Annotated in this window: 20 protein-coding genes; 14 read left to right on the top strand and 6 right to left on the bottom strand. The window is 69.8% G+C overall.

Translation table 11 applies throughout. The annotated features are described in order from the left end of the window. Positions 1-2: 2 nt before the first annotated feature. The 4 genes from ON41_RS02680 to ON41_RS02665 all read left to right on the top strand — a co-directional run bounded on the left by ON41_RS02680 (position 3) and on the right by ON41_RS02665 (position 5261). Positions 3-869: a hypothetical protein gene (locus tag ON41_RS02680; RefSeq protein WP_051160897.1), complete on the top strand. Its 867-nt coding sequence runs from the start codon at positions 3-5 to the stop codon at positions 867-869. Positions 870-919: 50 nt separating this feature from the next. After that, positions 920-2215, top strand: a complete 1296-nt coding sequence (locus ON41_RS02675) for an ammonium transporter (RefSeq protein ID WP_040744792.1) — start codon at positions 920-922, stop codon at positions 2213-2215. A gap of 110 nt (positions 2216-2325) precedes the next feature. After that, positions 2326-4575, top strand: coding sequence for an MMPL family transporter (locus ON41_RS02670; protein WP_040744791.1), 2250 nt, complete (start codon positions 2326-2328; stop codon positions 4573-4575). Continuing rightward, on the top strand, positions 4575-5261 hold the full coding sequence (locus tag ON41_RS02665) for a TetR/AcrR family transcriptional regulator (protein WP_063709823.1): 687 nt from the start codon (positions 4575-4577) through the stop codon (positions 5259-5261). Before ON41_RS02670 ends, ON41_RS02665 begins: the two co-directional genes overlap by 1 nt. A gap of 7 nt (positions 5262-5268) precedes the next feature. Here ON41_RS02665 and ON41_RS42870 read toward each other — a convergent pair whose 3' ends face one another. Both ON41_RS42870 and ON41_RS02655 read right to left on the bottom strand, forming a co-directional pair. Next, positions 5269-6240, bottom strand: coding sequence for a neutral zinc metallopeptidase (locus tag ON41_RS42870; RefSeq protein WP_040744787.1), 972 nt, complete (start codon positions 6238-6240; stop codon positions 5269-5271). A gap of 304 nt (positions 6241-6544) precedes the next feature. Continuing rightward, the gene (locus ON41_RS02655) at positions 6545-7717 is read right to left on the bottom strand and encodes a neutral zinc metallopeptidase (protein ID WP_246829437.1); all 1173 of its coding nucleotides are present in this window, start codon (positions 7715-7717) and stop codon (positions 6545-6547) included. A 76-nt stretch (positions 7718-7793) separates the two neighbouring features. Between ON41_RS02655 and ON41_RS02650 the strand changes: the two genes are divergently transcribed. Next, a complete protein-coding gene (locus tag ON41_RS02650; RefSeq protein ID WP_040744783.1) occupies positions 7794-9413 on the top strand; it encodes a DUF2207 family protein in 1620 nt (539 codons plus the stop codon). Here the strand turns inward: ON41_RS02650 and bla are convergent. Next, positions 9388-10332 carry a class A beta-lactamase gene (gene bla, locus ON41_RS02645; RefSeq protein ID WP_040744964.1) on the bottom strand — a complete coding sequence of 315 codons (945 nt, stop codon included), beginning with the start codon at positions 10330-10332 and terminating at the stop codon, positions 9388-9390. The two genes, ON41_RS02650 and bla, sit on opposite strands and share 26 nt — an antisense overlap. Before the next feature lie 12 nt (positions 10333-10344). Beyond that, positions 10345-10908 (bottom strand): TetR/AcrR family transcriptional regulator, encoded by a 564-nt coding sequence (locus ON41_RS02640; protein ID WP_051160896.1) that lies wholly within the window; start codon positions 10906-10908, stop codon positions 10345-10347. 109 nt (positions 10909-11017) lie between these two features. On the opposite strand from ON41_RS02640, the gene ON41_RS02635 reads away from it, so the two are divergent. Then, positions 11018-12130 (top strand): FAD-dependent oxidoreductase, encoded by a 1113-nt coding sequence (locus ON41_RS02635; RefSeq protein WP_040744781.1) that lies wholly within the window; start codon positions 11018-11020, stop codon positions 12128-12130. A gap of 252 nt (positions 12131-12382) precedes the next feature. On the opposite strand, the gene ON41_RS02630 is transcribed toward ON41_RS02635, so the two are convergent. Next, positions 12383-13645 (bottom strand): ROK family protein, encoded by a 1263-nt coding sequence (locus ON41_RS02630; RefSeq protein WP_040744779.1) that lies wholly within the window; start codon positions 13643-13645, stop codon positions 12383-12385. Between the two features lie 473 nt (positions 13646-14118). On the opposite strand from ON41_RS02630, the gene ON41_RS02625 reads away from it, so the two are divergent. The 7 genes from ON41_RS02625 to ON41_RS02595 all read left to right on the top strand — a co-directional run bounded on the left by ON41_RS02625 (position 14119) and on the right by ON41_RS02595 (position 21658). Further along, entirely contained in the window at positions 14119-14892 is a 774-nt protein-coding gene (locus tag ON41_RS02625; RefSeq protein ID WP_040744777.1) for a GntR family transcriptional regulator, read from the top strand. After that, complete coding sequence (locus ON41_RS02620; protein ID WP_040744775.1) at positions 14893-15120, top strand: 4Fe-4S dicluster domain-containing protein; 228 nt, start codon at positions 14893-14895, stop codon at positions 15118-15120. A 28-nt stretch (positions 15121-15148) separates the two neighbouring features. Then, a complete protein-coding gene (locus ON41_RS02615; RefSeq protein ID WP_040744773.1) occupies positions 15149-16576 on the top strand; it encodes an ABC transporter substrate-binding protein in 1428 nt (475 codons plus the stop codon). Beyond that, the gene (locus ON41_RS02610) at positions 16573-17436 is read left to right on the top strand and encodes an ABC transporter permease (RefSeq protein WP_040744772.1); all 864 of its coding nucleotides are present in this window, start codon (positions 16573-16575) and stop codon (positions 17434-17436) included. The genes ON41_RS02615 and ON41_RS02610 overlap by 4 nt, the downstream gene beginning before the upstream one ends. Further along, entirely contained in the window at positions 17433-18188 is a 756-nt protein-coding gene (locus ON41_RS02605) for an ABC transporter ATP-binding protein (protein ID WP_051160895.1), read from the top strand. The genes ON41_RS02610 and ON41_RS02605 overlap by 4 nt, the downstream gene beginning before the upstream one ends. Positions 18189-18207: 19 nt before the next feature. After that, positions 18208-20892 (top strand): fumarate reductase/succinate dehydrogenase flavoprotein subunit, encoded by a 2685-nt coding sequence (locus ON41_RS02600; RefSeq protein ID WP_040744769.1) that lies wholly within the window; start codon positions 18208-18210, stop codon positions 20890-20892. 178 nt (positions 20893-21070) lie between these two features. Then, positions 21071-21658: a hypothetical protein gene (locus ON41_RS02595; RefSeq protein ID WP_157185337.1), complete on the top strand. Its 588-nt coding sequence runs from the start codon at positions 21071-21073 to the stop codon at positions 21656-21658. A gap of 56 nt (positions 21659-21714) precedes the next feature. On the opposite strand, the gene ON41_RS02590 is transcribed toward ON41_RS02595, so the two are convergent. Beyond that, on the bottom strand, positions 21715-22269 hold the full coding sequence (locus tag ON41_RS02590) for a DnaJ family domain-containing protein (RefSeq protein WP_040744767.1): 555 nt from the start codon (positions 22267-22269) through the stop codon (positions 21715-21717). A 136-nt stretch (positions 22270-22405) separates the two neighbouring features. Between ON41_RS02590 and ON41_RS02585 the strand changes: the two genes are divergently transcribed. After that, positions 22406-22723, top strand: a complete 318-nt coding sequence (locus ON41_RS02585) for a DUF222 domain-containing protein (protein WP_246829436.1) — start codon at positions 22406-22408, stop codon at positions 22721-22723. Positions 22724-22751 lie beyond the last annotated feature (28 nt).

Below are 22751 nucleotides of genomic sequence, written 5' to 3'. Positions count from 1 at the left end.
AAATGTCGACCGTGCAGTCGTGTGACGACATCGCCACCACCCTGCTTTCGCATACCGAATTCGCCGGCGATCGGGCGGCCGCGGATCTGCTGAGCCGAGCGATCGGCCCGCACGAATTCGCGCTCAACCGCGACTCGCTACCGGTGGCCGCCACGGCCGACCCCGTCACCTCGGGCGCGATCCTCGAACTCCTCGAACGCGGGCAGGTGCCGACAATGGCGGCCATCCGCACCCTCATCACGCAGAACGAGATGCGCGCCGAGGCCGAACGCATCGAACGCCTGGGTAAGCGGGCCCAGCGCGGTATCGATGAAATCGGCCGCGTACTCGCCACCGCGACGAACGATTACCGCGCCGCCCACGGAATCGGTCCCACCCGGCGCGACATTCTGCAGACCGACCCCGTGCTGACGCTGATCCGCGAACACGTCGGCGACATCCCGCCGACCGCGATCAAACATCTGTGGCTGATCGAACGCGCCCAGCGCGCCGGCTGGATCGCATTCAACGCGACCCCACGATCGCTGTGCGCCGCACGGCGTTTCCATTCCGCCAAATTCGGCAACCGGGTCTCGCTGCGCCCGGTCAATACGATCGGGACCCTGGTCGCCGGATTTCTCGCCGAGTACGAGCGCGACAACGAGCGCCCGCCGCGCTGGTCGGTGCTCGCACACGAGGTGCGCGACGACCGCGGGCGCCGGGTGTTCAACGACACCGCCGACGCCCGCGCCCAGCAGCAGTGGCTGATCACCGCCGAATGGCTGGAACTCCGCGACGACCTGCCGGTACCCGGCCCGCGCGGTCGCCGGGCGCTGACCCGCCGCGCCCGGCACCGGCGCGGCGAGCACTCGCGCCGGGATCTCACGTAACGCTCGTCCGGTAATTTCTCCCTACGCAGAACGCGCCGGAAGGAGTTACCGTGCCCCCGACGATCGACCCCGCCGCCACGGCCTGGCTGCTGGCCAGCACCGCCCTGGTGCTGCTCATGACGCCAGGCCTGGCCATCTTCTACGGCGGGATGGTCCGCTCCACCGGCGTGCTGAACATGCTGATGATGAGCTTCATCGCCATCCCGCTGGTGACCGTGGTCTGGCTACTGCTCGGCTATGCGCTGGCCTTCGGCGACGACGCGGGCGGCGGCCTGATCGGCGGCCTCGCCCACGCCGGAATGGCGGGTATCGACCCGTCGACCGTGCACGGTTCGGTGCCGGAGTTGCTGTACGCCACCTTCCAGCTGACCTTCGCCATCCTGACCGCGGCGCTGGTCAGCGGCGCCATCGCGGACCGGGCCAGATTCTCGGCGTGGATGGTGTACGTCCCGCTGTGGACGCTGCTGATCTACGCCCCCATCGCGCACTGGGTGTGGGGACCGGACGGCTGGCTGTCCTCGTTCGGCGCCCTGGACTTCGCGGGCGGGCTCGTCGTCGAGATCACCTCGGGCGCCTCCGCGCTCGCCCTGGCCCTGGTGCTCGGCCCGCGCGTCGGGTTCAAGGTCGACGCGATGCGGCCGCACAACCTGCCGTTCGTCCTGCTCGGCGCGGGCCTGCTGTGGTTCGGCTGGTTCGGGTTCAACGCGGGATCGGCGCTGGAGGCCAACGGGATCGCCGCCGCGGTCTTCCTCAACACCCTGGTGGCCGGCTGCCTCGGCATGCTGGGATGGCTTGTGGTGGAACGGCTCCGGGACGGGCGGCCGACGACCTTCGGCGCGGCCTCCGGCGTGGTGGCGGGCCTGGTGGCGATCACGCCGTCCTGCGGTTCGGTGAACACCCTCGGCGCCGTGATCGTGGGACTCGTTGCGGGCGTGGTGTGTTCGTACGCGGTGGGCTGGAAGTTCAAGGCGGGCTACGACGATTCGCTGGACGTGGTGGGCGTGCACTTCATGGGCGGCATCGTCGGCACCCTGCTCATCGGCCTGCTCGCCAACCAGGTGATGACCGGCGGCGTGCGCGGGCTGCTCTACGGCGGCGGACTGTCCCAGCTCGGCAAGCAGGCGGTGGGCGTGCTGGTCGTCGCGCTGTGGGCCTTCGGCGTCTCCTTCGCGCTGGGCACGCTGATCGACCGCACCATGGGCTTCCGGATCACCAAGGAGGACGAGGTCGCCGGTATCGACTTCGCGCTGCACGCCGAGACCGCCTACGCCGAGGGCGTGCACGGGCACGCGCCGCGCGGCCTTTTCGGCCATCAGCACGGCAAGGCCGAACGGGACCAGACGTAGCCGCACGGTGACCGGGATCACCGGATCCCTGGGGCGCCCGCTCTTGCGGACCGTACAGGTAACGGCGTTACGCTAACGCTGTTACCTTACGGCCGCACCGAGGAGCCCCCATGCTGACCCGAATCGCTCGGATCACCACCCGGTACCCGAAGTGGATCCTGCTGGCGGCATTGGCGCTGGCCCTGGTGTGCGGCGGGTTCGGCGCGACCGTGACCGACCGGCTGAAGGCGGGCGGATTCACCTCCGACGGCGCGGAATCGGCGCAGGTCGCCCAGTTGCTCGCGGACAACTTCGGCGGCGCCGACCCCAATCTGGTGCTGCTGGTCGATGCCGATCAGGGTGTCGACTCGGGCGCCGCGCGGGCGGCGGCCGCCGATATCACCGCGCGGATCCAGAGCCGCGGCGACGCGGTCGGCGTCCGCTCCTACTGGACGAGCCCGCCGCAACAGGCCTCCGCGCTGCGCAGTGCGGACGGCCGCAGCGGGCTGGTCCTCGCCTATCTCACCGGTGGCGAGGACCAGGCCCAGAAGGCGGCCGCGGAGATCATCGCCGGACTCGACGGCTCGACACCGGGCGTCACGGTGCGGGCGGGCGGGCTGTCGGCCCTCTACCACGAGGTGAACACCCAGGTCACGAAGGATCTCGCGCTGGCGGAGGGCATCGCGGTGCCACTGACGGCGATCGTGCTGATGCTGGTGTTCGGCAGCGTGGTCGCGGCGTCGCTGCCGCTGGTGATCGGCGGCTTCGCGATCCTGGGGACGCTGGCGATCCTGCGGGCGCTCACGCTGGTCTCCGATGTCTCCATCTACGCGCTGAATATGACGACGGCGCTGGGGCTGGCGCTCGCCATCGACTACAGCCTGTTCATCGTCAGCCGCTACCGCGAGGAACTCGCGCGCGGCCTCGCGCATCGCGACGCCGCCGTCCGCGCGGTGCAGACCGCCGGGCGCACGGTGCTGTACTCGACCCTCACGGTGGTGCTGGCGCTGGCGGCGCTCGCGGTCTTCGACCTCTACTTCCTGCGCTCGGTCGCCATCGCGGGCGTGGCCGTCGTGGCGGCCGCCGCCGCGGCGTCGATCGTGATCCTGCCCGCCGTACTCGTCCTGCTCGGCGATCGGGTGAACGCCTGGGATCTGCGAATTCCGTTGCGGCGGTTGCTGCGCCGCCCGCGGCCCGAGCCGCGCCCGCTCGAGCGGTCCGGGTGGTATCGCGTGGTCGTGTGGGTCATGCGGCGGGCGGTTCCGGTGGCGGTGGCGATCGTCGCGGTGCTGCTGGCGATCGGATCACCGTTCCTGGGCGTGAAATTCGGCTATCCGGACGACCGGGTGCTCCCGGCCGGCGCGGAGGCCCGGGCCGTCGGCGACGTCCTGCGCGCCGAATATCCGTCCGTCAATTCGGGTTCCGGGACCACCATCGTGCTCGACGGCTATCGCGGCGACGGGGTCGGCGGCTACGCCACGGCGCTGTCCCGGGTGAACGGCGTCTCGGCGGTGCTGTCCGACTCCGGGGTCTACGTCTCCGGGGCTCGGGTCGCGCCCACGCCGCCCGGTATGGCCAACGAGAATGGCCAATACCTCAGTGTCAGCTCCAAATTCGACCCGTACACCGAGGACGGGCAGAACCAGCTGCGGCAACTGCGCGACGTGCCCGCTCCGGCGCCGGCCCTGTTCGGCGGGGCGGCGGCGATCAACGCCGACACCCTGCACGCGCTGGGGGCGCGGCTTCCGCTGGCCGCGGCGCTGATCGTGCTGTCCACCTTCATCGTGCTGTTCCTGTTCACCGGCAGCGTGGTGCTGCCGCTGAAAGCCCTGGTGCTCAACACGCTTTCGCTCAGCGCGATGTTCGGCATGATGGTCTGGATCTTCCAGGAGGGGCACCTGTCGGGACCGCTGGGATTCACCGCGACCGGATACCTGGTGGCGACCATGCCGATCCTGATGTTCTGCCTGGCCTTCGGGATGTCGATGGACTACGAGGTCTTCCTGCTCTCGCGAATCCGGGAGGCGTGGCTGGCCTCCGGGCGCACGGCGGCCGACAACACGCGCTCGGTGGCGATCGGCGTGGCACGCACCGGACGCATCATCACCGCGGCGGCGGCGCTGATGGCTATCGTATTGGGCGCGATGATTACCTCGAAGGTGTCCTTCATGCAGATGTTCGGTCTGGGCCTCACCCTGACCGTGCTCGCGGACGCCACCGTCATCCGCGGGCTGCTCGTCCCCGCCCTGATGAAGCTCATGGGCCGCGCCAACTGGTGGGCGCCCAAGCCGCTGGCCCGGCTGCACGAGCGGTTCGGGCTGTCGGAGGAGGCGGCGGACGAGAGCCCGGCCCGACTACCGGAACCGGCGGGCCGATCGTGATGTGCCCGCGGCGGCCCCGCTCGGCCCGCGGCACCGGGGACCGGCTGCGCGCGGAGATCCTCGACGCCACCCGGGACCTGCTGTCCCACACCGGAAATGCCGACGCGGTCTCGATCCGCGACGTCAGCAGGGTGGTCGGGGTGAGCGCGCCGTCGATCTACCGGCACTTCGCCGACAAGGACACGCTCATCGACGCGGCCGTGGCGCAGGTGTTCGAGAATCTCGACGCCGCCGTCGCGGCCGCCACCGATCCCGCGCAGTCACCGATCACCCGGATGCGCGAGCAGGGCATGGCCTATGTGCGTTTCGCGCTGGAACATCCGGGCCAGTACCGCGTCGCCACCGCGGGCACCTCGGGCGACGGGCCGCGCGCGGTCGACCAGGTCATGGGAAGCGGTGCGTTCCGGCGCTTCTCGGAGACCGTCCAGGAGGCGATGGACGACGGCGCGATCGCCCCGGGCGATCCGCTGCCGGTGGTCCTGGAACTGTGGGCCGCCGCGCACGGCATCGCCTCGCTGCTGATCGCCAAGCCCTATCTGCCGTGGGGCGACGCGGAGGCCGTCGCCGACCGCGTATTGGGCGCGGCGTGTGTCGGGCACGCAGTGCTGGACATCATGGGCGACGGCACCTTCCCCGGACCCGACGAGGCCGCGCGGTGGCTGGCGGAGCTGCGCGAGCGCCGCTGAGCGCCGCTCAGGAGACGTCGCCGGACGAGGACAGCCAGGTATTGCACTTCTGGGTGCGGTTGTTGGTGTAGCCGTGCTCGTACCAGGAGCCGTAGTGCTGGTTGGTGCCGTGGTCCCGGATGTCGCTGCGGTCGTCACCGCGGGAGTAGTTGTCGCGGACCGTGCGCTGCGCCTGGTCGTCGCTCACCGTCCCGATGAAGTTGGACGACCCGATGAACATGCCGCCGAAGCACTGGGCCTCGAGCTCGAGCCGCCGCGAAAGCTCCAGTCCCTTGGACGAACTCAGCCCCGCGTCGTAGCGATCGCGGTGCGACTTCTCCATCACGCCGCTCACGGCCTGCACGTGGTGGCCGTACTCGTGCGCGAACACCGCGAGGTAGATCACCGAATCGTCGCCGTACTCCTCGATCTGGATGTGATCGAGCGGCATGTAGATGGTGTGGTTGGCCGAGCAGTAGACCGCCGCGTAGCTGCCGCCGGAGCTGCTGCACGGCGACGTCTCGTCGGTCGCGCGCGCCGGAACCGAGATATTGGGGCTGGAGAAGGGCAGATTCGCGGCCTGCAGCGCCGGCTTCCACATGTTGTCCAGGCACGTCCGGGCCGCCTCGAAGAAGGCCCGCGCGGCCGCGACGCTGGAACCCCAGCGCGGATAGCCGCACTCGATGTTGATCAGTCCGGCGTCGGGATCGCGGAACAGCGGATTGTCACCGGTTGCCTTGACCGGTTGCGGCCCCGCGGGTTTCGAGGCGGTCGTCACGGCTCGGGTGGTCGTGGCGGACCGGGACGTCGTGGCGGCCGACGAGGTGGTGGTCGCCGCGCTCGTCGTCGTGGTGGCGTAGGTCGGCGGGGTGTAGGTGTAGCTGGGCGTGTCGTAGGTGCTCCGCGACGCGTGATCGGAGGTCGAGCCGACCGTGGCGAAGACGACCAGGGCGCCGACCACGCCGAATACCAGCAGCACGGCGAAGACCGCGCCGAGCACCCCGCCACCGCCGGAGCGCGGAGGCGGACCGTAGTAGCCGGGCGGCGGCAGCGGCGGACCGTAGGGCGGGCGCGGCCCGCCCGGGGGCGGCAGCGGCGGACCGTACGGAGGCCGCGGTCCGGGCGGACCGTAGCCGGGCGGCGGACCGTAACCCGGCGGGGGTCCGTATCCGGGCGGCGGGCCATACCCTGGCGGAGGAGCCCCGGGTGGAGGTCCGTAACCCGGCGGCGGGCCGTAGGGCGGACGGCCGGGCGGCGGGGACCCCGGTGGCGGCGGGTAGCCGGGCGGCTGGTTCACGACGGCATCAACTCACCTGGCTCGCTGGGGCTTCGAACGTATTGCACTCCGCGGTCTTGTTCTTCTCGAAGCCCGTGACCCACCAGTCGCCCATGTGCTGTGCCGAGCCGTGGTCGCGCATATCGCCGGGAGCGTCGCCGCGGCCGTAGGCGTCCTCGCGGGTATTGCCGGTCTGCGTCGAGTTCAGCGAGCCGCCGCCCGCGGTGGCCGAGAGGAACATGCCGTCGAAACAGTTGGCCTGCAACTCGACCCGGCGCGACAGCTCGAGACCCTTCGCGCTGCTCGTCCCCGCCTGGCGGCGTTGCTTGTTGGCCTCCATCAGGATTCCGGACTGCGCCTGCACGTGATGGCCGTACTCGTGGGCGAAGACCGACAGGTAGATCTCCCAGTGGTCCTTGAACATATCGGTCTGCAGCTGACTGATCGGCATATAGATGGTCTGGTTCGCGCCGCAGTAGAACGCCGCGAAACTGTTGCTGGTGCCCGTGCACGGCGTGCTGATCCCCGCGGTGGTGGCGGTGACGTTCAGCTTCGGCGGCGTGAACGACAGCTTCGCCGACGACAGCGCCGGCCGCCAGGCCTGTTCGAGGCAGGTGGCGGCGCTCTCGAAGAATTTGCGTGCCGCGTCGACCTGGGTGCTCCAGGGCGAATAGCTGCATCGGGCCGGGCTCAACGGCGAACCCGGATCGGACAGCAGCGGATTCGAATCCGTCGCCGCGATTCCCGTAGCGCCCGAATCGTTTCCCGAACTGTTCTTGGTCGTCGGCGAGTAGGTGTAGCTCGGCTGGTCGCCGGAGTGGGCGGCCGCGTGCACGCCGGTGCGGATGGCGGTGCGCACCAGGCCGCTCGTCACTATGAGAATGAGCACGATCAGGATGCCGATCCAGCCGCCGCCACCGCGTTTGCGCTGCGGCGGGCGGCCCGGCGGGCCGTACGGCGCGGGCGGCGGCATCGGCGGGCGATAGCCCGGCTGCGGCGCGGCGTGCCCCGGCGGCGGATAGCCCTGGGGCGGGTTGCCCGGCGGATAGCCTTGCGGCGGACCGTATCCGGGCGGGCCGTACCCCGGCGGCGGGGGCGGTGCGTAGCGCGGCGGCGGATAGCCGGGCGGCGGTCCGTACGGTGGCGGCGGCGGCCTGCGACCGGGTGGAATCGGGCCGTATCCGTAGGGTGGTTGACTCACTCCCCCGTGCCCCCTGCTTCATTCCGTACTCGACAGCCGCTGACGCAGGATAGCAAGCTGTCTAAGCTATGGCCCCATGCTGATCTTTCGGGGGGGCGCTCTGGGCGCTCTGTTGCTGGTACTGGCGGGACTTTTCGCCGCCACGCCCGCGGTGCAGGCGCAGCAGCCGGCCGACGGGGTGACGATCAACACCGACATCAAACTGAGCGAAGACGGTCTGCTCGAGGTGGCCGAGACGGTGCAGGTGCCTCCGGGCGGCCAGTTCCACATGGTCGTCCCGCTGCGGGTCGCGTTGAAGGACAAGGGCGAGCGCCGCTTCTCCGTCACCGATATCTCCGCCACCGGGCCGGGTACGGCCAAGGTCGACGGCGACCGGTTCAGTATCGACGCGCAGCCGGGCGAATCGTCGTACAAGTACACCGTGCACAACGCGGTCAACGACGCACCGGGCACCCAGATCTTCCGCTGGAGCGGCGTTCTCAACACCGACGTCGCCTCGATCACCGCCTCGGTGATCAGCCCCAGCTATCAGATGGGCATCGTCGACTGCAAGATCGGCCCGGCGGGCAGCCCGTCGCCGTGCGCGGATGTGCGGATCGAACCGGACGGCGTGCTGTCGCTGTACAAGGAGGGGCTGCACAAGGGCGATCTGATCGACCTCACGCTGCAACTGCCGCCGGGGACGGTGCCCGCCAACGCCGATATCACCGGCGACGAGCCGAGCGCGTTCGCGATCACGACGCCGGTGCTCGTCGCGTTCGGGGTGCTGCTGGCGGCGCTCGCCGCGGCCGCCGGCTACGTGGCGTGGACCCGACGCCAGGACGCGGCGGCGACGGCCGGGCAGGAGACCCTGGATCCGGTGCAGCACAACGGGAATCAGGCACAGTTCGTCTCGCCGGGCGGGGTGTTGCCGGGTGAGGCGGGCCTGCTGCTGGACGGGTCGGCCGATGCGAGCGACCTGGCCGCCACCGTGGTCGATCTCGCGGTGCGCCGCTACCTGTGGATCACGTCCGTCAGTGAGTCGGACTGGCGCCTCAGCCGCGTCAATCCCGCCGACGATCAGCTGCGCGACTATGAGAAGGCGGTATACGGGGCCCTGCTGCCCGACGGCGTCGAATCGGTGCTGCTGTCGGAGCTACGCGGCCGGGTCGGCGGCGACCCGGTGCGGGAGAAGCTGCGCGAGGACGCGCTCACGCGGGGCACGCTGATCGACCGGACGCGCCGCGGCCCGGCGTTCTGGCTGGGCGCGGTGCTGGTGGTGGCCGGTATCGGGACGACGATCGCGCTGGCGATCACCGGTGGGCACGCGCTGGTCGGTATCGCGATCGCGCTCGGCGGGGTGGCCTCGCTGCTGCTACCGCGCTATCTGCCGGTGCGCACGGTCGCCGGGCGCGAGCTGGCCGGGCAGGTCCGCGCGTTGCAGCGCGGCCTGGATGCCCTTGCGCCCGACCGGGTTCCGCCCAACGACCGGGAGGTCGTGTTCTCCCGCGCGCTGCCGTTCACCGTGGTCGGCGGGCGCGCCGACAACTGGATTCGCACGTTCCGCGACCTCGACCCGTCGGCCGATCAGCGGCCGGGTCTGTACTGGTTCGGCGGCTTCGACCGCGACCGCAACCTGCACCGGTTCGCCGGGCACTTCCCGTATTTCATCACCGCGCTGGAGGGGCTGTTCACCGGTTCCGGTGCAGCTCGGTAGCGACGTAGCGCGCGACGTCCGCGATCATCGCGTACGGCGGCTCGGCGTCGAAGGCGGCGCGGTCGGTCATGACGGCGATCACGAGCGGCGCGCCGCCCGCCGGCCGGACCACGGCGACGTCGTTGGCCCGCCCGTAGTCGCCGTGCCCGGTCTTGCTCGCCACGGTCCAGTCGGCGGGCACCCCGGCCCGGATGGTGTTCGCGCCGGTCGTACTGCGCCGCAGCCAATCCTCCAGCAGCGCTTGCCGGTCCGGGGGTAACGCGCCGCGCAGCAGGATCTGCTGGTAGACCGCCGCGAGGGCGCGCGGCGAGGTGGTGTCGCGGGGATCGCCCGGTGGGTCGCTGTTCAGTTCGGGCTCGTACTGATCCATCCTGCCGACCGTATCGCCGAGGCCGCGCAGGTAGGCGGTGAGCTGCGGCGGTCCGCCGATATCGCGCATCAGCAGATTGCCCGCGGTCCCGTCGCTGTATCGGATCGCGGCATCGCACAGGTCCCGCATCGACATGCCGGTATCGATGTGGTCCTGGGTGATGGGCGAGATCGAATTGACGTCCTCCCGTGTGTATCTCACGACCGTGTCGAGGTAGGACAGCGGGCGCTGGTGCAGCACTGCCGCCGCGGCCAGCGTCTTGAACGTCGAGCAGAAGGCGAAGCGGTCGTCCGCGCGGTGCGTCAGGGCGACGGCGGTCGCGGTCGCCACCGCGTAGACGCCTAGGCGCGCATCGTATTTCCGTTCCAGCGACGCGAAGTAGTCTTCCGCGGTCTTCGGGTCCACCCGGGTGTCGGAGACCGGATCCGTCTTCGTCGGCGTGCTGGTGCCCGCATCGGTCCCCGCGCACGCCGCCGCCGGCAGCGCCAGCGCGCCCGCCAGGAAGGTTCTGCGGCCGAGGCGGGTTCGCCCGGACTTCGGTTCGTCGATCACCGCAAAACACTACCGGGCGCGCAGGCCGTCCAGCACGATGTCCATGGTGCGCTGGACGGCGCGATCGTAGGACTCGTCCGGGCGGACGTAGATCTGCAAAGTCATCAGCCGGGACACGTCCTGGGCGTCCACATCGGTGCGCAGATCGCCGTCGACCTGCGCCTGTGCGGTCAGCCGGGCCACCTGCTCGGAGACGTTCGCGCGGATATCGGTCAGGCCCGGATCGGCCCGGATATCGGCGTGCAGGGCCGGTTCGATCGCCGAGGCTGTGGCGCCCAGGCGTAGCTCGGCGCATTCGCGCAGGAAGCGGCGCAACGCGGGCCACGCCCGGTCCTCCTCGGCGCGGGCGGTCGCGGCCAGATCGGCCAGCGACTGCAGATACGCCTGCGCCGCCGCGCTGATGAGCGCGCCCCGGTCCGGGAACCGCCGGTACAGGGTCCCCACGCCGACCCCGGCCCGGTCGGCGATCTCCTTCATCGGCACGTCGACGCCCTGTTCCCGGAAGACGGTCTGCGCCGCCGCCAGGATCTGGTCGCGGTTGCTGCGTGCGTCGGCTCGCAGTTGATCGGCCATCGGACCACCTCCCGGTTGGAACTGGACGAAATTCTTCCACTTAGTGTAGCGTGCTGAAAGTGGACGAAATTCGTCCGGTTGGATGTGTTCGAAGCGAGAGGCCGAGGCAATGAACAAGAGCGTGCTGATCTCCGGCGCCGGAGTCGCCGGATCCACGGCGGCATATTGGCTGGCGCGGAACGGTTTCCGCGTCACCGTGGTGGAACGCGCCGCGGGCGAACGGTCCAGCGGCAATCCGGTCGACGTGCGCGGTCCGGCCGTGCGGATCGTCGAGGATATGGGCGTCATGCCGCGGCTGCGCGCGGTCGCGACGGCCGCGAACCGGCTCACCTTCGCCGACACCACCGGGCGGCGGCGCGCGAGCGTGGGCATGGGCGCGTTCCAGAGTTCCGCGGGCGACAGCGAGGTGGAGGTCGCGCGGGCCGACCTCGCGGCCACGCTGCTCTCCGCGGCCCGCGATCACGCCGAGATCCGCTGGGGCGACACGATTACCACGCTCTCGCCGGATGCGGGCGGCGTGGACGTCACCTTCGACCGCGGCGATCAGGCGCGCTTCGATCTGGTGATCGGCGCGGACGGCCTGCACTCCACGGTCCGCCGCCTGGCCTTCGGCCCCGAACCGGAATTCGTCCGGCCCCTGGGCATGTCCGTGGCCACGCTCCGGGTCGACCGTCCGATCGGCGACGAACGCGAGGTGGTCATGGTGAACACTCCGGGCCGCGCGTTCAGCGTCCATCCCGCGGGCGGAAAGCCGCTGGCGGCCTTCATGTTCCGCCACACCGCCGAGCCCGCCGCCGACCACCGCGACCCCGATGTCCAGAAGCGCCTGGTAATCGAGGCATACACCGGCCGGCTGGGCACGTTCGAGCGCTACCTCGACCAGGTCCGCGACGCCGACGACCTCTTCTTCGACTCGGTCAGCCGAGTCACCCTGCCGCACTGGTCCACCGGCCCCGTCACCCTGGTGGGCGACGCCGCCTCCAGCCTCTCTCTGTTCGGCGACGGCTCCACCCTCGCCATAGCAGGCGCCCACACCCTGGCCACCGAACTCGCCGCCACCCCAGCCGACCTCGCCACAGCCCTACACCGCTACGAACAACGCCACCGCGCCCTGACCACCCCTAAGCAGCGGGGCTACACAGCCGCCGCAACCCTCCTGGTCCCGACCAACCGCCCCACCATCGCGATCCGAAACACCCTCGCCCGCTTCATCCCCAGCTGAACAAGCCCCCCCCAACTCGCCCCACACCTTTTTCAAACTCGCCCCACACCCTTTCCAGACTCGCCCACACCCTTTTCCGGACTCGCCCACACCTTTTTCCGGCACGCTCTTGGCCGGAATCCACTCAGCGAACGGTGGATCCCGGCCAAAAGCATGCCGGGAAAAGATGGGGGCGTGCCGGGAACGAGGTCGGGTGGCATGCCCGCGTCAGACCGAATGTGGTTGTCGTAGTTCGGGTGTGGCGGGCCGGTATCAGCGGGCTACGCGGATGCTGCGGCGCATGGCGGAGAGGGGGTCGGCGTAGAAGACGCTCAGGGCGGTGACCGCGGCGGCGTGCTCCTGGACTCGGCCGCCGAAGCGGCTGATGCGGAGGTCGGCCGCCGGGAGGGTACTGCCCTGGGTGAAAGCCTTGACGACATGGTCGATTCCGGGGCGGTAGCCGGTGAAGGCCTGGCCACCCAGAACGACCCGGTCCGGGTTGAACATGTCCCGCACCAGCGCCGCGGCGTGGCCCAGGATCTCCGCCCGCTCCACCAGCAGTTCGCGCGCGGGCTCCGAGCCGGACTCCGCGGCCCGGTACAGGTCCGCGATCACCGGACGGCGCGGCGCCTCCCGCTTGGGCACGATCCCCGCCCGCACGGCGCGGCCGAGCAGCGCGGCCTCGCCGACGGCGGCCTCCAGGCAGCCGCGACGGCCGCACTGGCATTCCACATCGGAGCCGGTCGGCAGGTGCGCGATCGACCCCGGACCGTTGGTCGGAGTGTGCACGCGATCGTGCAGGGTCACCGCGATGCCCGCCGTCTCCCGGGCGTAGATGTACAGGCTGGAACCGGGCCGCTGATCCTCGCCCGGACCGAGCAGCAGCTCGGCGGCGGCCATGGCCTCCACGTGCGCGGAGACCGAGACCGGTAGGTCGAGGACGGCGCCGAAGGTCGCGGCCACCGGCGCGGCGCGCCAGCCCAGCCGTGGATGGTCCACCACACCGGCGGCGGGATCGACCCGCCCGGCCAGCGCCACGCCGGTCCACAGCGGCCGCCGCCGCGGCAGGCGATCGAGGAACGCCTTGGCGCTGCGCGCGATGATGGTGAGCGCGGCCTCCTGGCCGGCCTGCGGCGTGGCGATCTCCAGCCCGCCGAGAATGCGCCCGGACAGGTCGGCCGCGACGATCCGCGTCACCGTGGCGCCGATGTGCACGCCGAGGGTGGCGAAGGTGTCGGTGTCGACCTCGAAGGGCACCCGGGGACGCCCGACGGCGCCGGACGCGGTGAGGTCGGCCCGCTCTCGCAGGAGCCCGGCCGAAAGCAGCGCGGACACTTGCCTGTTCACCGTCGCGATGCTCAGACCCGTTGTCTGCGCGGCGGTATCACGGAAGATGGGACCGCGGGTGGCGGCGCGGAGGACGGCGGCGGCCGGATTGTCGGCCACGCGCAGTTCGGGTGGCACCGCCGGACGCGGGGCAGCGGCCCGAGTAGTGAGGGTCTGCGAGGACGTTCGCTCGAGGATAGGGCTCGTCATTGTGCGGAATCCTTGTTGTGGACCCGGGGTTGCCGGGACAGGTCGAACTGGAGCAGCAACAAGGCAGCGAGAAAAAGGCCCGGACTCGGATACGAGGAGCGATTCTCAGCTGCGCGGCAGGGAGCAACACAGCTCCCGCTGCCGCGGCAGCCGCACACCGAGCGCGACGGTCATGTACGTGACCCGTGCGGCATACGGTCGGCTGGAGGACATGCCATCAAAGCTAACATCCCATGTATCAATGACGCCAGACCGGGCGGTATGCATGCATTTGGCTCACCCTGATTCGAATACCTACCGCAGGCCGCCGGGGTGGCGTAATGACTCGAATCACTCTGATTCGAGCAGGACCCGGGATCCCGCGGGCGGCGTATAGCCCCCGACACCGCTACCACCCGGAAGCAATCGCCCGGCCTCGCCACCCACCGCCGTTACAGTCTGAAATCGCAGGTCAACGGCGGAAGGAGGGCGAGGTGACACCCATCGACACCGAGGCCGGAACCGACCGCGGCATCCGCCGCGCCGACCGCGCCCGCCAGGTGGCCGACGTGCTACGCCAGCAGATCCACTCCGGAACCTTCGACCGCGCGCTGCCCGCCGAATCCGAGCTGGCCGCCGAGTTCGCCGTCTCGCGCAACACCGTGCGCGACGCCCTGGCGCTGCTCAAGGACGAGGGCCTGATCGAACGCGCCCCGAAGGTCGGCACCCACGTCGCGCAGCGCAAATACGATCACGGCCTGGACGCGCTGCGCGGCCTGCAGGAGACGCTGCGCGAACACGGCGAGGTCCGCAACGAGGTGCGCGCCGCCCGGCGGATCACCCCGCCGCCCGCGGTGGCGCGGCGGCTGCGGCTGGAGCCCGGTGAGCAGGCTGTGTATATAGAGCGCCTGCGCTACCTCGGCGATCTGCCGCTCAGCCTGGACCTGACCTACCTCGCGCCCGATATCGGCGACGCGGTGATCGCGCACGATCTGGAGACCAACGACATCTTCGCGCTCATCGAGGAGTTCGGCGGCGGTCCGCTGGGCTCGGCGGAGCTGGCGCTGGAGGCGATCACGGCCGACTCCCATTCGGCCGCGACGCTGCAGATGCCCGAGGGCGGCGCGCTGCTGCTGCTCGAACGGCTCACGAAACTCGAGGACGGCCGGCCTGTCGACCTCGAGTACATCCGGCTGCGCGGCGACCGAATCACCATGCGCGGCAGTCTTGTTCGCTCGATCGACAGCCCCGATTGGAGGTTGATCTGAATGGCCCTGGTCAATCAGCGTGCCGATGTTCCCGTGACGATCGACGAATCGCTGTGTATTCAGGGATGCACACTGTGCGTGGAGATCTGCCCGCTCGATTCGCTGGCGATCAACCCGGACAACGGCAAGGCGTACATGCACGTCGACGAGTGCTGGTACTGCGGCCCGTGCGCGGCCCGCTGTCCCACCGGCGCCGTGACCGTCAACATGCCCTATCTCCTGCGCTGAACCGCGCCACCATCGCTCGAGGAACACCATGAAGTACCGCCGTGCCCGATTCGTCGCGGTGGCCGCCGTTGTGGCGCTCACCGCCGCCGGCTGCTCCCTGGAGCAGGCCGCCTCCGGCGACACCGTCAAGGTCGTCGTCGGTTATCAATCCAAGACCATCAACACCGTCACCGCGGGAACCCTGTTGCGCGCCAAGGGCTTTCTGGAGCAGCGCCTCGCGAGGCTCACCGCGGGCGGCGGCAAGAAGTACCAGGTGGAGTGGCAGGACTACGACACCGGCGCCCCGATCACCGCGCAGATGGTGGCGGAGAAGATCGATATCGGCTCGATGGGCGACTATCCCCTGCTCATCAACGGCTCCCGCACGCAGGCGAACGAGCGGTCCCGCACCGAGTTCGTCTCGGTGACGGGCTATCAGCCGCGCGGTTCGCTGAACATGATCGTGGTGAACCGGGATTCGCCGGTGGGGTCGCTGACCGACCTCGGCGGTAAGAAGGTGTCGTCGAGCGTCGGCTCCGCCAGCGACGGCCTGTTGCGACAGGCATTGAGCCGCAACGGAATCGATCCTAAGTCCGGCGTGGAGGTGCTGAACCAGCAGCCGCAGATCGGCGCGTCGGCGCTGGAATCCGGTCAGGTGCAGGCACTCTCGCAATTCGTGGCGTGGCCCGGCCTGCTGGTCTACCAGGACAAGGCGAAGCTGCTGTTCGACGGCGCGGAGTTGAATACGCCCACCTTCCACGGCGTGGTCGCCCGCCGGGACTACTCGGCACAGCATCCGGAGGTGCTCGACGCCTTCCTGCAGGCACAGCTCGACGCGACCGACTTCCTGCATCAGCAGCCGCTGGAGGCGTCGAAGCTGGTGGCCGAGGGCTCGGGCCTGCCGCAGGAGGTCGTGTACCTCTACAACGGCCCCGGCGGCACCTCCTTCGATACGCCGCTGAAGCCGCAGCTGATCCAAGCGTTCAAAGGCGATGTGCCGTACCTGAAGTCGATCGGCGATTTCGCGGACCTGGATATCGACGGTTTCGTCAACGACGCGCCGCTGCGCAAGGCGTTCGCCGATCGGGGCCTGAACTACGACGCCGCCGTCGCGAATTTCACCAATCCCGCGCCCATCACCGGCACCGACCCGCTCGCCGCGCGTCCGGTGAGCGATCCCGCGCTCGCGAGCGAGGTATGGTTCGACGGCGCGTCCGCCACCCAGCCGGTCGCCGATCCGACCGGCCTGCTGCGCACCGTGAAAACCGCTCGCGCACAGGGCAAGAAGGTCCGGGAAGCCTACGTCCCCGATGCGGAGCTGGGCACCCGCTGGTTCGCCGACAAGGCGCAGTGGGTTCGCGACGGCGACGCCTACCTGCCGTTCACGACGCCCGCCGGCGCGCAACGCTATCTGGCCGCGCACCCGGGCGGCGCGCTCGTGTCCTACGACCAGGCCGTCGGCGAGGTGCGCTCATGAGCACGACGACATTTCCCCTCGACGCAGCCCCCGCGGCGGCGGAGCGGACCGACGCGCCGGTCCGGAGCACCGGCGGCCGCACCGTCTGGCGTTCCCGTCTGTTGCGCGTGCTCTCGGTCGCCGCGGCCCTGACCGCCTGGCAACTGTTGACCGCCAACCACATTCGCCTGTGGGTGCGGTTCGACACGCTTCCGACGGTGACGCAGATCCTGCACGCCTTGCAACGGCAGCTGGGTACCGACACATACTGGCTGGACCTGGGGCAGTCGCTGATCCGCATTCTCAGCGGATTCGCGCTGGCCGGCGCGCTCGGCGTGGCCACCGGTGTGGCGCTGGGCCGCTCGCGCCTGTTCGCGGACGTCTTCGGCCCGCTGACCGAACTCGCCCGCCCGATTCCGGCGATCGCCATCGTCCCGGTCGCGATCCTGCTGTTCCCCACCGACGAGGCCGGAATCGTCTTCATCACCTTCCTGGCCGCCTACTTCCCGATCATGGTCAGCACCCGCCACGCCGTGCGGGCGCTGCCGACCATCTGGGAGGACTCGGTCCGCACCCAGGGCGGCAACCGGTGGGACGTGCTGGTCCGGGTCGTGCTGCCGGGCAGCCTCCCCGGCGTGTTCGGCGGGCTGTCGGTCGGCATCGGGGTGGCGTGGATCTGCGTCGTCTCGGCCGAGATGATCTCGGGCCGACTGGGTGTCGGCTACCGGACCTGGCAGGCGTACACGATCGTGGACTATCCCTCGGTATTCGTCGGCATCATCACCATCGGCGTGCTGGGTTTCGCGACCTCGGCGGCGGTGGAACTGCTGGGCCGCCGCTTCACCCGGTGGCTGCCGCGGGCTGAGGAGGCGACCAAATGAGCACGGTTGAAGACATCGACATCGACATCGCCATGGGCTTGCGGCTCGACCGAGCCGAGCTGAGCTATCCGGGCACCGTCGCGGTCCGGGATCTGACACTGGACATCCGCCCCGGCGAGATACTGGTCCTCACGGGCCCGTCCGGCTGCGGGAAGTCGACGGTGCTGCGCGCCCTCGCCGGACTGCTGCCACCGCGCTCCGGCCGGATCCTCGCGGACGATGCCGAGATCACCGGACCGTCCCGCGACCGCGCCATGGTCTTCCAGGACAATGCGCTGTTGCCTTGGCGCACAGTGCGTTCCAATATCGAACTGGCCCTGAAACTGCGCGGCGAACCTCGTTCGACCCGCCGCGCGCGAGCCGACCGCTGGATCGACGAGGTCGGCCTCGACGGCTTCGGCGACCACCTGCCCAAGAGCCTCTCCGGCGGTATGCGCCAGCGCGTGCAGCTGGCCCGCGGCCTGGCCGGAGCCCCACGCGCGGTCCTGATGGACGAACCGTTCGGCGCGCTCGACGCCCCGACCCGAACCACCATGCAGCGGTTGCTGATCGACACCTGGCGGGCCCATCCCGCGACGGTCGTCTTCGTGACCCACGACGTGGACGAGGCCCTGCTGCTCGGCGACCGGATCGCTGTCCTGGGCCGCGCCGCGCAACCGCTGCGCGCGCTGGTCGACGTGCCCCGGCCGCGCGAGACGGCCGTCGACCGGTCCGGGCTCCGCACCGACATCCTCGCCGCCCTCGCACACTGATACCACCGGAGTCGTGCCGATGAACATTCCCGACCTGTCCGAAACCACCCGCCTGGACTGCGATGTCATCGTCGTCGGCGGTGGCACCGCGGGCACCATGGCCGCGCTGACCGCCGCCGAGAACGGCGCGAACGTCCTGCTGCTGGAGAAGGCCCACGTGCGGCACTCCGGCGCGCTGGCCATGGGCATGGACGGGGTCAACAACGCCGTCATTCCGGGTAAGGCCGAGCCGGAGGACTACGTCGCCGAGATCACCCGCGCCAACGACGGAATCGTCAACCAGCGCACCGTCTATCAGACCGCGACCCGCGGCTTCGCGATGGTGCAGCGGCTGGAACGCTACGGGGTGAAGTTCGAGAAGGACGCCTACGGCGAGTACGCGGTGCGCCGGGTCCACCGCTCGGGGTCCTACGTGCTGCCGATGCCCGAGGGCAAGGACGTCAAGAAGGCGCTGTATCGCGTACTGCGGCAACGCAAGATGCGCGAGCGGATCCGCATCGAGAACCGGCTGATGCCGGTGCGGGTGCTGACCGACGGCGGCCGCGCGGTCGGCGTGGCCGCATTGCACACGCGCACCGGCGAATTCGTCGCGGTCGGCGCGAAGGCCGTCATTCTCGCGACGGGGGCGTGCGGGCGGCTGGGCCTGCCCGCCTCCGGATATCTGTACGGCACCTACGAGAATCCGACGAACGCCGGCGACGGCTACGCGATGGCCTATCACGCGGGCGCGGAGCTGTCGGGTATCGAGTGTTTCCAGATCAACCCGCTGATCAAGGATTACAACGGCCCGGCCTGCGCCTACGTGGCCAATCCGTTCGGCGGCTATCAGGTGAACGCGCAGGGCGAGCGCTTCGTGGACTCCGACTACTGGTCCGGGCAGATGATGTCGGAGGTCAAGCGCGAGATCGAATCCGCCCGGGGCCCTATCTATCTGAAGGTGACACACCTGCCGGGCGAGACGCTGACAGCCCTGGAAGGCATCCTGCACACCACCGAGCGACCCACCCGCGGCACCTTCCACGCCAACCGCGGGCACGACTACCGCACCCACGACATCGAGATGCACATCTCCGAGATCGGCTTGTGCAGTGGGCATTCCGCCTCGGGCGTGTGGGTGGACGAGCACGCCCGCACCACCGTTCCGGGGCTGTACGCGGCCGGCGATCTGGCGTGCGTGCCGCACAACTACATGATCGGCGCGTTCGTGTACGGAGACCTGGCCGGCGAGCACGCGGCCTCGACCCTCGCTGAACTGCCCGCCCCGCAGGACCTTCCGGCCGATCAGCTGGCGGCCGCACACGAACTCGTCTACCGCCCGCTCCGGCAGCCCGACGGCCCGCCGCAGCCCCAGGTGGAATACAAGCTGCGCCGTTTCGTGAACGACTATGTGGCGCCGCCGAAGACCGCGACCAAGCTCTCGCTGGCGGTCGAGACCTTCGAGCGCATGCGCGGCGAGATCGCCGGTATGGGCGCGGCCACCCCGCACGAGCTGATGCGCTGCGCGGAGGTCACATTCATCCGGGACTGCGCCGAGATGGCCGCGCGCTCGTCGCTGACCCGCACCGAATCACGCTGGGGCCTCTACCACGACCGCGCCGATCTGCCCGAGCGCGACGACGCGGAGTGGCGCTATCACCTCAACCTGCGCAAGGGCGCGGACGGCATGGAGTTCCTGAAGCGGCCCGTCGCACCGTATTTCGTGCCGGTCCCGGAATTCGCGTCGGTGCCGTCGACCGGTGCGGTCGAGTCGGTGGCGCAACCCGAGATCTCCACCGGGCCGCCGCAGGTGAACTCGCCCGCGCCGACCACCATCGGCCGCGTCGCGGAAACGACGGCGACGGCCACCCTGGACGCGCCCCGGATCGCGGAACTACTCGCCCTGGACGCTCCCTCGGCCGCGGAACTCGCTGCCTACCTGGCCGATCCGGAGCCTCGGGTGCGCGCGACGGCGTTGTCGGTGCTGACCGAGGAGACGCCCGACGGCTTCGCCGAGCCGCTGATCGGCGCCCTCGGCGATCCGGATGCGGGCGTGCGGTCCGCGGCGGTCTCCGGGCTGCGCGAGCTGGTCGAGATCCTGCCCTCCGCTACCGGTCTGGCCGAATTCGCGGACTCCCCCGACCCTTCGGTGCGGGCGGCGGTGATCGATCTGCTGCGCGCCGCGCACGCCGGTGATCCCGACCTGTTCGGGAAGGCGGTGGTCGACCCCGATCATCGCGTGCGGATCGAAGGTGTGCGGGCGCTGGTGTCCCTGGACGACTGGCCCGCGCTGAGTACCGCCGCCCACGACGAGAGCCGCGAGGTCCGCATCGCCGCCGCGCACGGCCTGGCTACCGTCGGCCGGGGCGGCGCCGATACCGTGCGCACCCTCACCGGGGATCGCGATCCGCTGGTGCGGGCCGCCGCCCTGGCCGCCCTCGCAGCACTCGGGGACGCCGACGACACCGCGACTCTGACTGCGGGACTACAGGATTCGGCTTGGCAGGTGCGCGAGGGCGCGGCGCGCGGCTGGGCAGGGCTGAGCCCCGGAGAGGCGGCGGAGGCGCTGCGATCCGCCTCGGCGGATCCACACCCGGACGTCCGCAAGGCCACCGTCCTGACGCTCGGCCGCTGGCCGGAGCACCCGGCGGCCCGAGAAGCGTTGCGCCCCGCCCTCGACGACTCCGACGCCGACGTCCGGGCCTACGCGCGGCGGGCGCTCCAATAGGGGTTCGTCCCGGGCGTTCACACGGATCGACGTCGCCCGCGACGACCGACGGCACACCGGTAGCATGGGCGGCGAGTTCGACCGGCCGAACACAATCGACAGCGGACGTTGGCGGCCCTGTTCCACCGATCGTGGACAGGGCCGTTTCCATATGCACCGAGGAAGGGACATTCCCGACGTGGCCACCCGCCCGGCCCCCATCCACTACCCGAAAGACGTTTCCATCCGCGATCTCACCCACTGGATGCTCGATCAGCATCACGAATGGGATTCGGAGCCACTGTTCTTCGGCTTCGCCGCCGACCCCAGCGGCGAGATGTCCATCACCGGCGGCCCTTTGGAGAACAAGGACACCGCCACCTCGGAGATGAACCCCGTGCATTTCCGCGCGGCGCGGATGAAGCACACCGGGAGCCCGCTGTGGGGTTTCGGTCTCGTCTTCGAGGGCTACTGCGAGGAGTTCACCCCCGAGGAGACCGCCTCCGGCGAGATGCGCCGCATCATCCTCGAGGGCCGCCTCCCCGACCGTCCCACCGCCGAGGAAATGGTCAACGCCGTCATCTACGACGCCCGCGGCAACGAATGGGTCGCCCTCACCTACCGCTACCTCCCCGAACGAGGAATCTCCGACCTCTTCACCCCCGCAGCCGACTTCACCAAACCCCCGCTCGGCATGGCCGGCTACCTATGGTCCGCCGCCCTCCTCCTGGACCCCGCCAACCGCCTCCGCGTGCTGGAAATGGTCGCCGACGACGAGGACGAATAGAACCGGCAATGGTTCCGACGCCCTGACGCTGGTGTCTGGGTCGTCCTCGGGGACGGTCACATTTCGGTGCGGTGACGCGGTCGTCGACGACCCAGCTTGCGGAAGACGCCTCGCCGAGAACGCTTCTGCGACTTGGCTTCTTCACGCGCCTGAGTGCGTGCTTCGCCAGATCGCGCCGCTTTACGGTCGGCCCACGCTGCCACGGTGGCTTCAATGTCACGGAGCATGGTGATCAGCGGCGGCCCCGAGGGCAGTTGGTGGCGAGCGTGCAGCACCCGTTCGTTGAACTGGGCGATCTCGTGCCGAACGGCCTTCTCGTCCGATAGCTGATCGAGTTGATCGTCCAGGGCGGCGTCATCCTTACGCAACTGGATGGAGGGTGGCAGGAAGGCGAGCCCCTCACGTTTCATGAAGCTCTTCAGCCACCAATCCGGGTCATCGGCATCGGACAGATCGAGTGGCTCACCGCTGCCGGGAAGGTCGTCGAAATCGCCCCGTTCGATCGCCTTCCGGATCTGCCTGTCCGCGAGCAGCGCGATCGCCGTCTCGGAGTCGAACGCGAAAGCGGAGGGGTTGCAGAACGTGAGAGGCAGTTCGTGCTCATGCTTCATCAGAACTCCACGGCCCGGAACTTTTTTAGGTCACATGTATTATGTCATGTGTATTGTAAAGGTCCCGTAGATCGCATCAAAGACAGACAACCCAATCATCGAACGCATGTTCGATGATTGAGGTAGACTGCCGCGGGTGAACACACATTCGACTGCACTGGCATCGGATGCTCCGGCACGGAGATGGTCGGAACTGGCCGATGTCGACCTGCTGCGCACCCTCGTCGAAACCGAACGCCACCGCCGCCGACTGGCCGCGGCCATGGTCGCGGCCGTCGCCGAGGCCGAGCGCCGCGGACTCGCCGCCGGCACCGGCTACCGCGACACCACGGACCTCTTGACCGATCTACTGCGGATCACCGCCTCCGAGGCGCGCCGCCGAATCGAATACGCCGCTCCACGCGCCCGCTCACGTTCCAGAAAGGCGTGGAGGGCGATGACAGCGGCAGGCTGAGGCCGAGCCTCGTTGCGGGACGGCTGTT

The organism is Nocardia transvalensis NBRC 15921, assembly GCF_000308875.1.
GTDB classification, from domain to species: domain Bacteria; phylum Actinomycetota; class Actinomycetes; order Mycobacteriales; family Mycobacteriaceae; genus Nocardia; species Nocardia transvalensis.
The sequence above is the reverse complement of the archived record's forward strand: the minus strand, read 5'-3'. Positions and strand labels throughout refer to the sequence as shown.

What these genes read in the sequence shown, in the direction of transcription:
- ON41_RS02680 (WP_051160897.1), top strand. Translation starts at nt 3, where the DNA reads ATGTCGACCGTGCAGTCGTGTGACGACATCGCCACCACCCTGCTTTCG.
- ON41_RS02670 (WP_040744791.1), top strand. Translation starts at nt 2,326, where the DNA reads ATGCTGACCCGAATCGCTCGGATCACCACCCGGTACCCGAAGTGGATC.
- ON41_RS02665 (WP_063709823.1), top strand. Translation starts at nt 4,575, where the DNA reads ATGTGCCCGCGGCGGCCCCGCTCGGCCCGCGGCACCGGGGACCGGCTG.
- ON41_RS02650 (WP_040744783.1), top strand. Translation starts at nt 7,794, where the DNA reads ATGCTGATCTTTCGGGGGGGCGCTCTGGGCGCTCTGTTGCTGGTACTG.
- ON41_RS02640 (WP_051160896.1), bottom strand. Translation starts at nt 10,908, where the DNA reads ATGGCCGATCAACTGCGAGCCGACGCACGCAGCAACCGCGACCAGATC.
- ON41_RS02635 (WP_040744781.1), top strand. Translation starts at nt 11,018, where the DNA reads ATGAACAAGAGCGTGCTGATCTCCGGCGCCGGAGTCGCCGGATCCACG.
- ON41_RS02630 (WP_040744779.1), bottom strand. Translation starts at nt 13,645, where the DNA reads ATGACGAGCCCTATCCTCGAGCGAACGTCCTCGCAGACCCTCACTACT.
- ON41_RS02620 (WP_040744775.1), top strand. Translation starts at nt 14,893, where the DNA reads ATGGCCCTGGTCAATCAGCGTGCCGATGTTCCCGTGACGATCGACGAA.
- ON41_RS02615 (WP_040744773.1), top strand. Translation starts at nt 15,149, where the DNA reads ATGAAGTACCGCCGTGCCCGATTCGTCGCGGTGGCCGCCGTTGTGGCG.
- ON41_RS02610 (WP_040744772.1), top strand. Translation starts at nt 16,573, where the DNA reads ATGAGCACGACGACATTTCCCCTCGACGCAGCCCCCGCGGCGGCGGAG.
- ON41_RS02605 (WP_051160895.1), top strand. Translation starts at nt 17,433, where the DNA reads ATGAGCACGGTTGAAGACATCGACATCGACATCGCCATGGGCTTGCGG.
- ON41_RS02600 (WP_040744769.1), top strand. Translation starts at nt 18,208, where the DNA reads ATGAACATTCCCGACCTGTCCGAAACCACCCGCCTGGACTGCGATGTC.
- ON41_RS02590 (WP_040744767.1), bottom strand. Translation starts at nt 22,269, where the DNA reads ATGAAGCATGAGCACGAACTGCCTCTCACGTTCTGCAACCCCTCCGCT.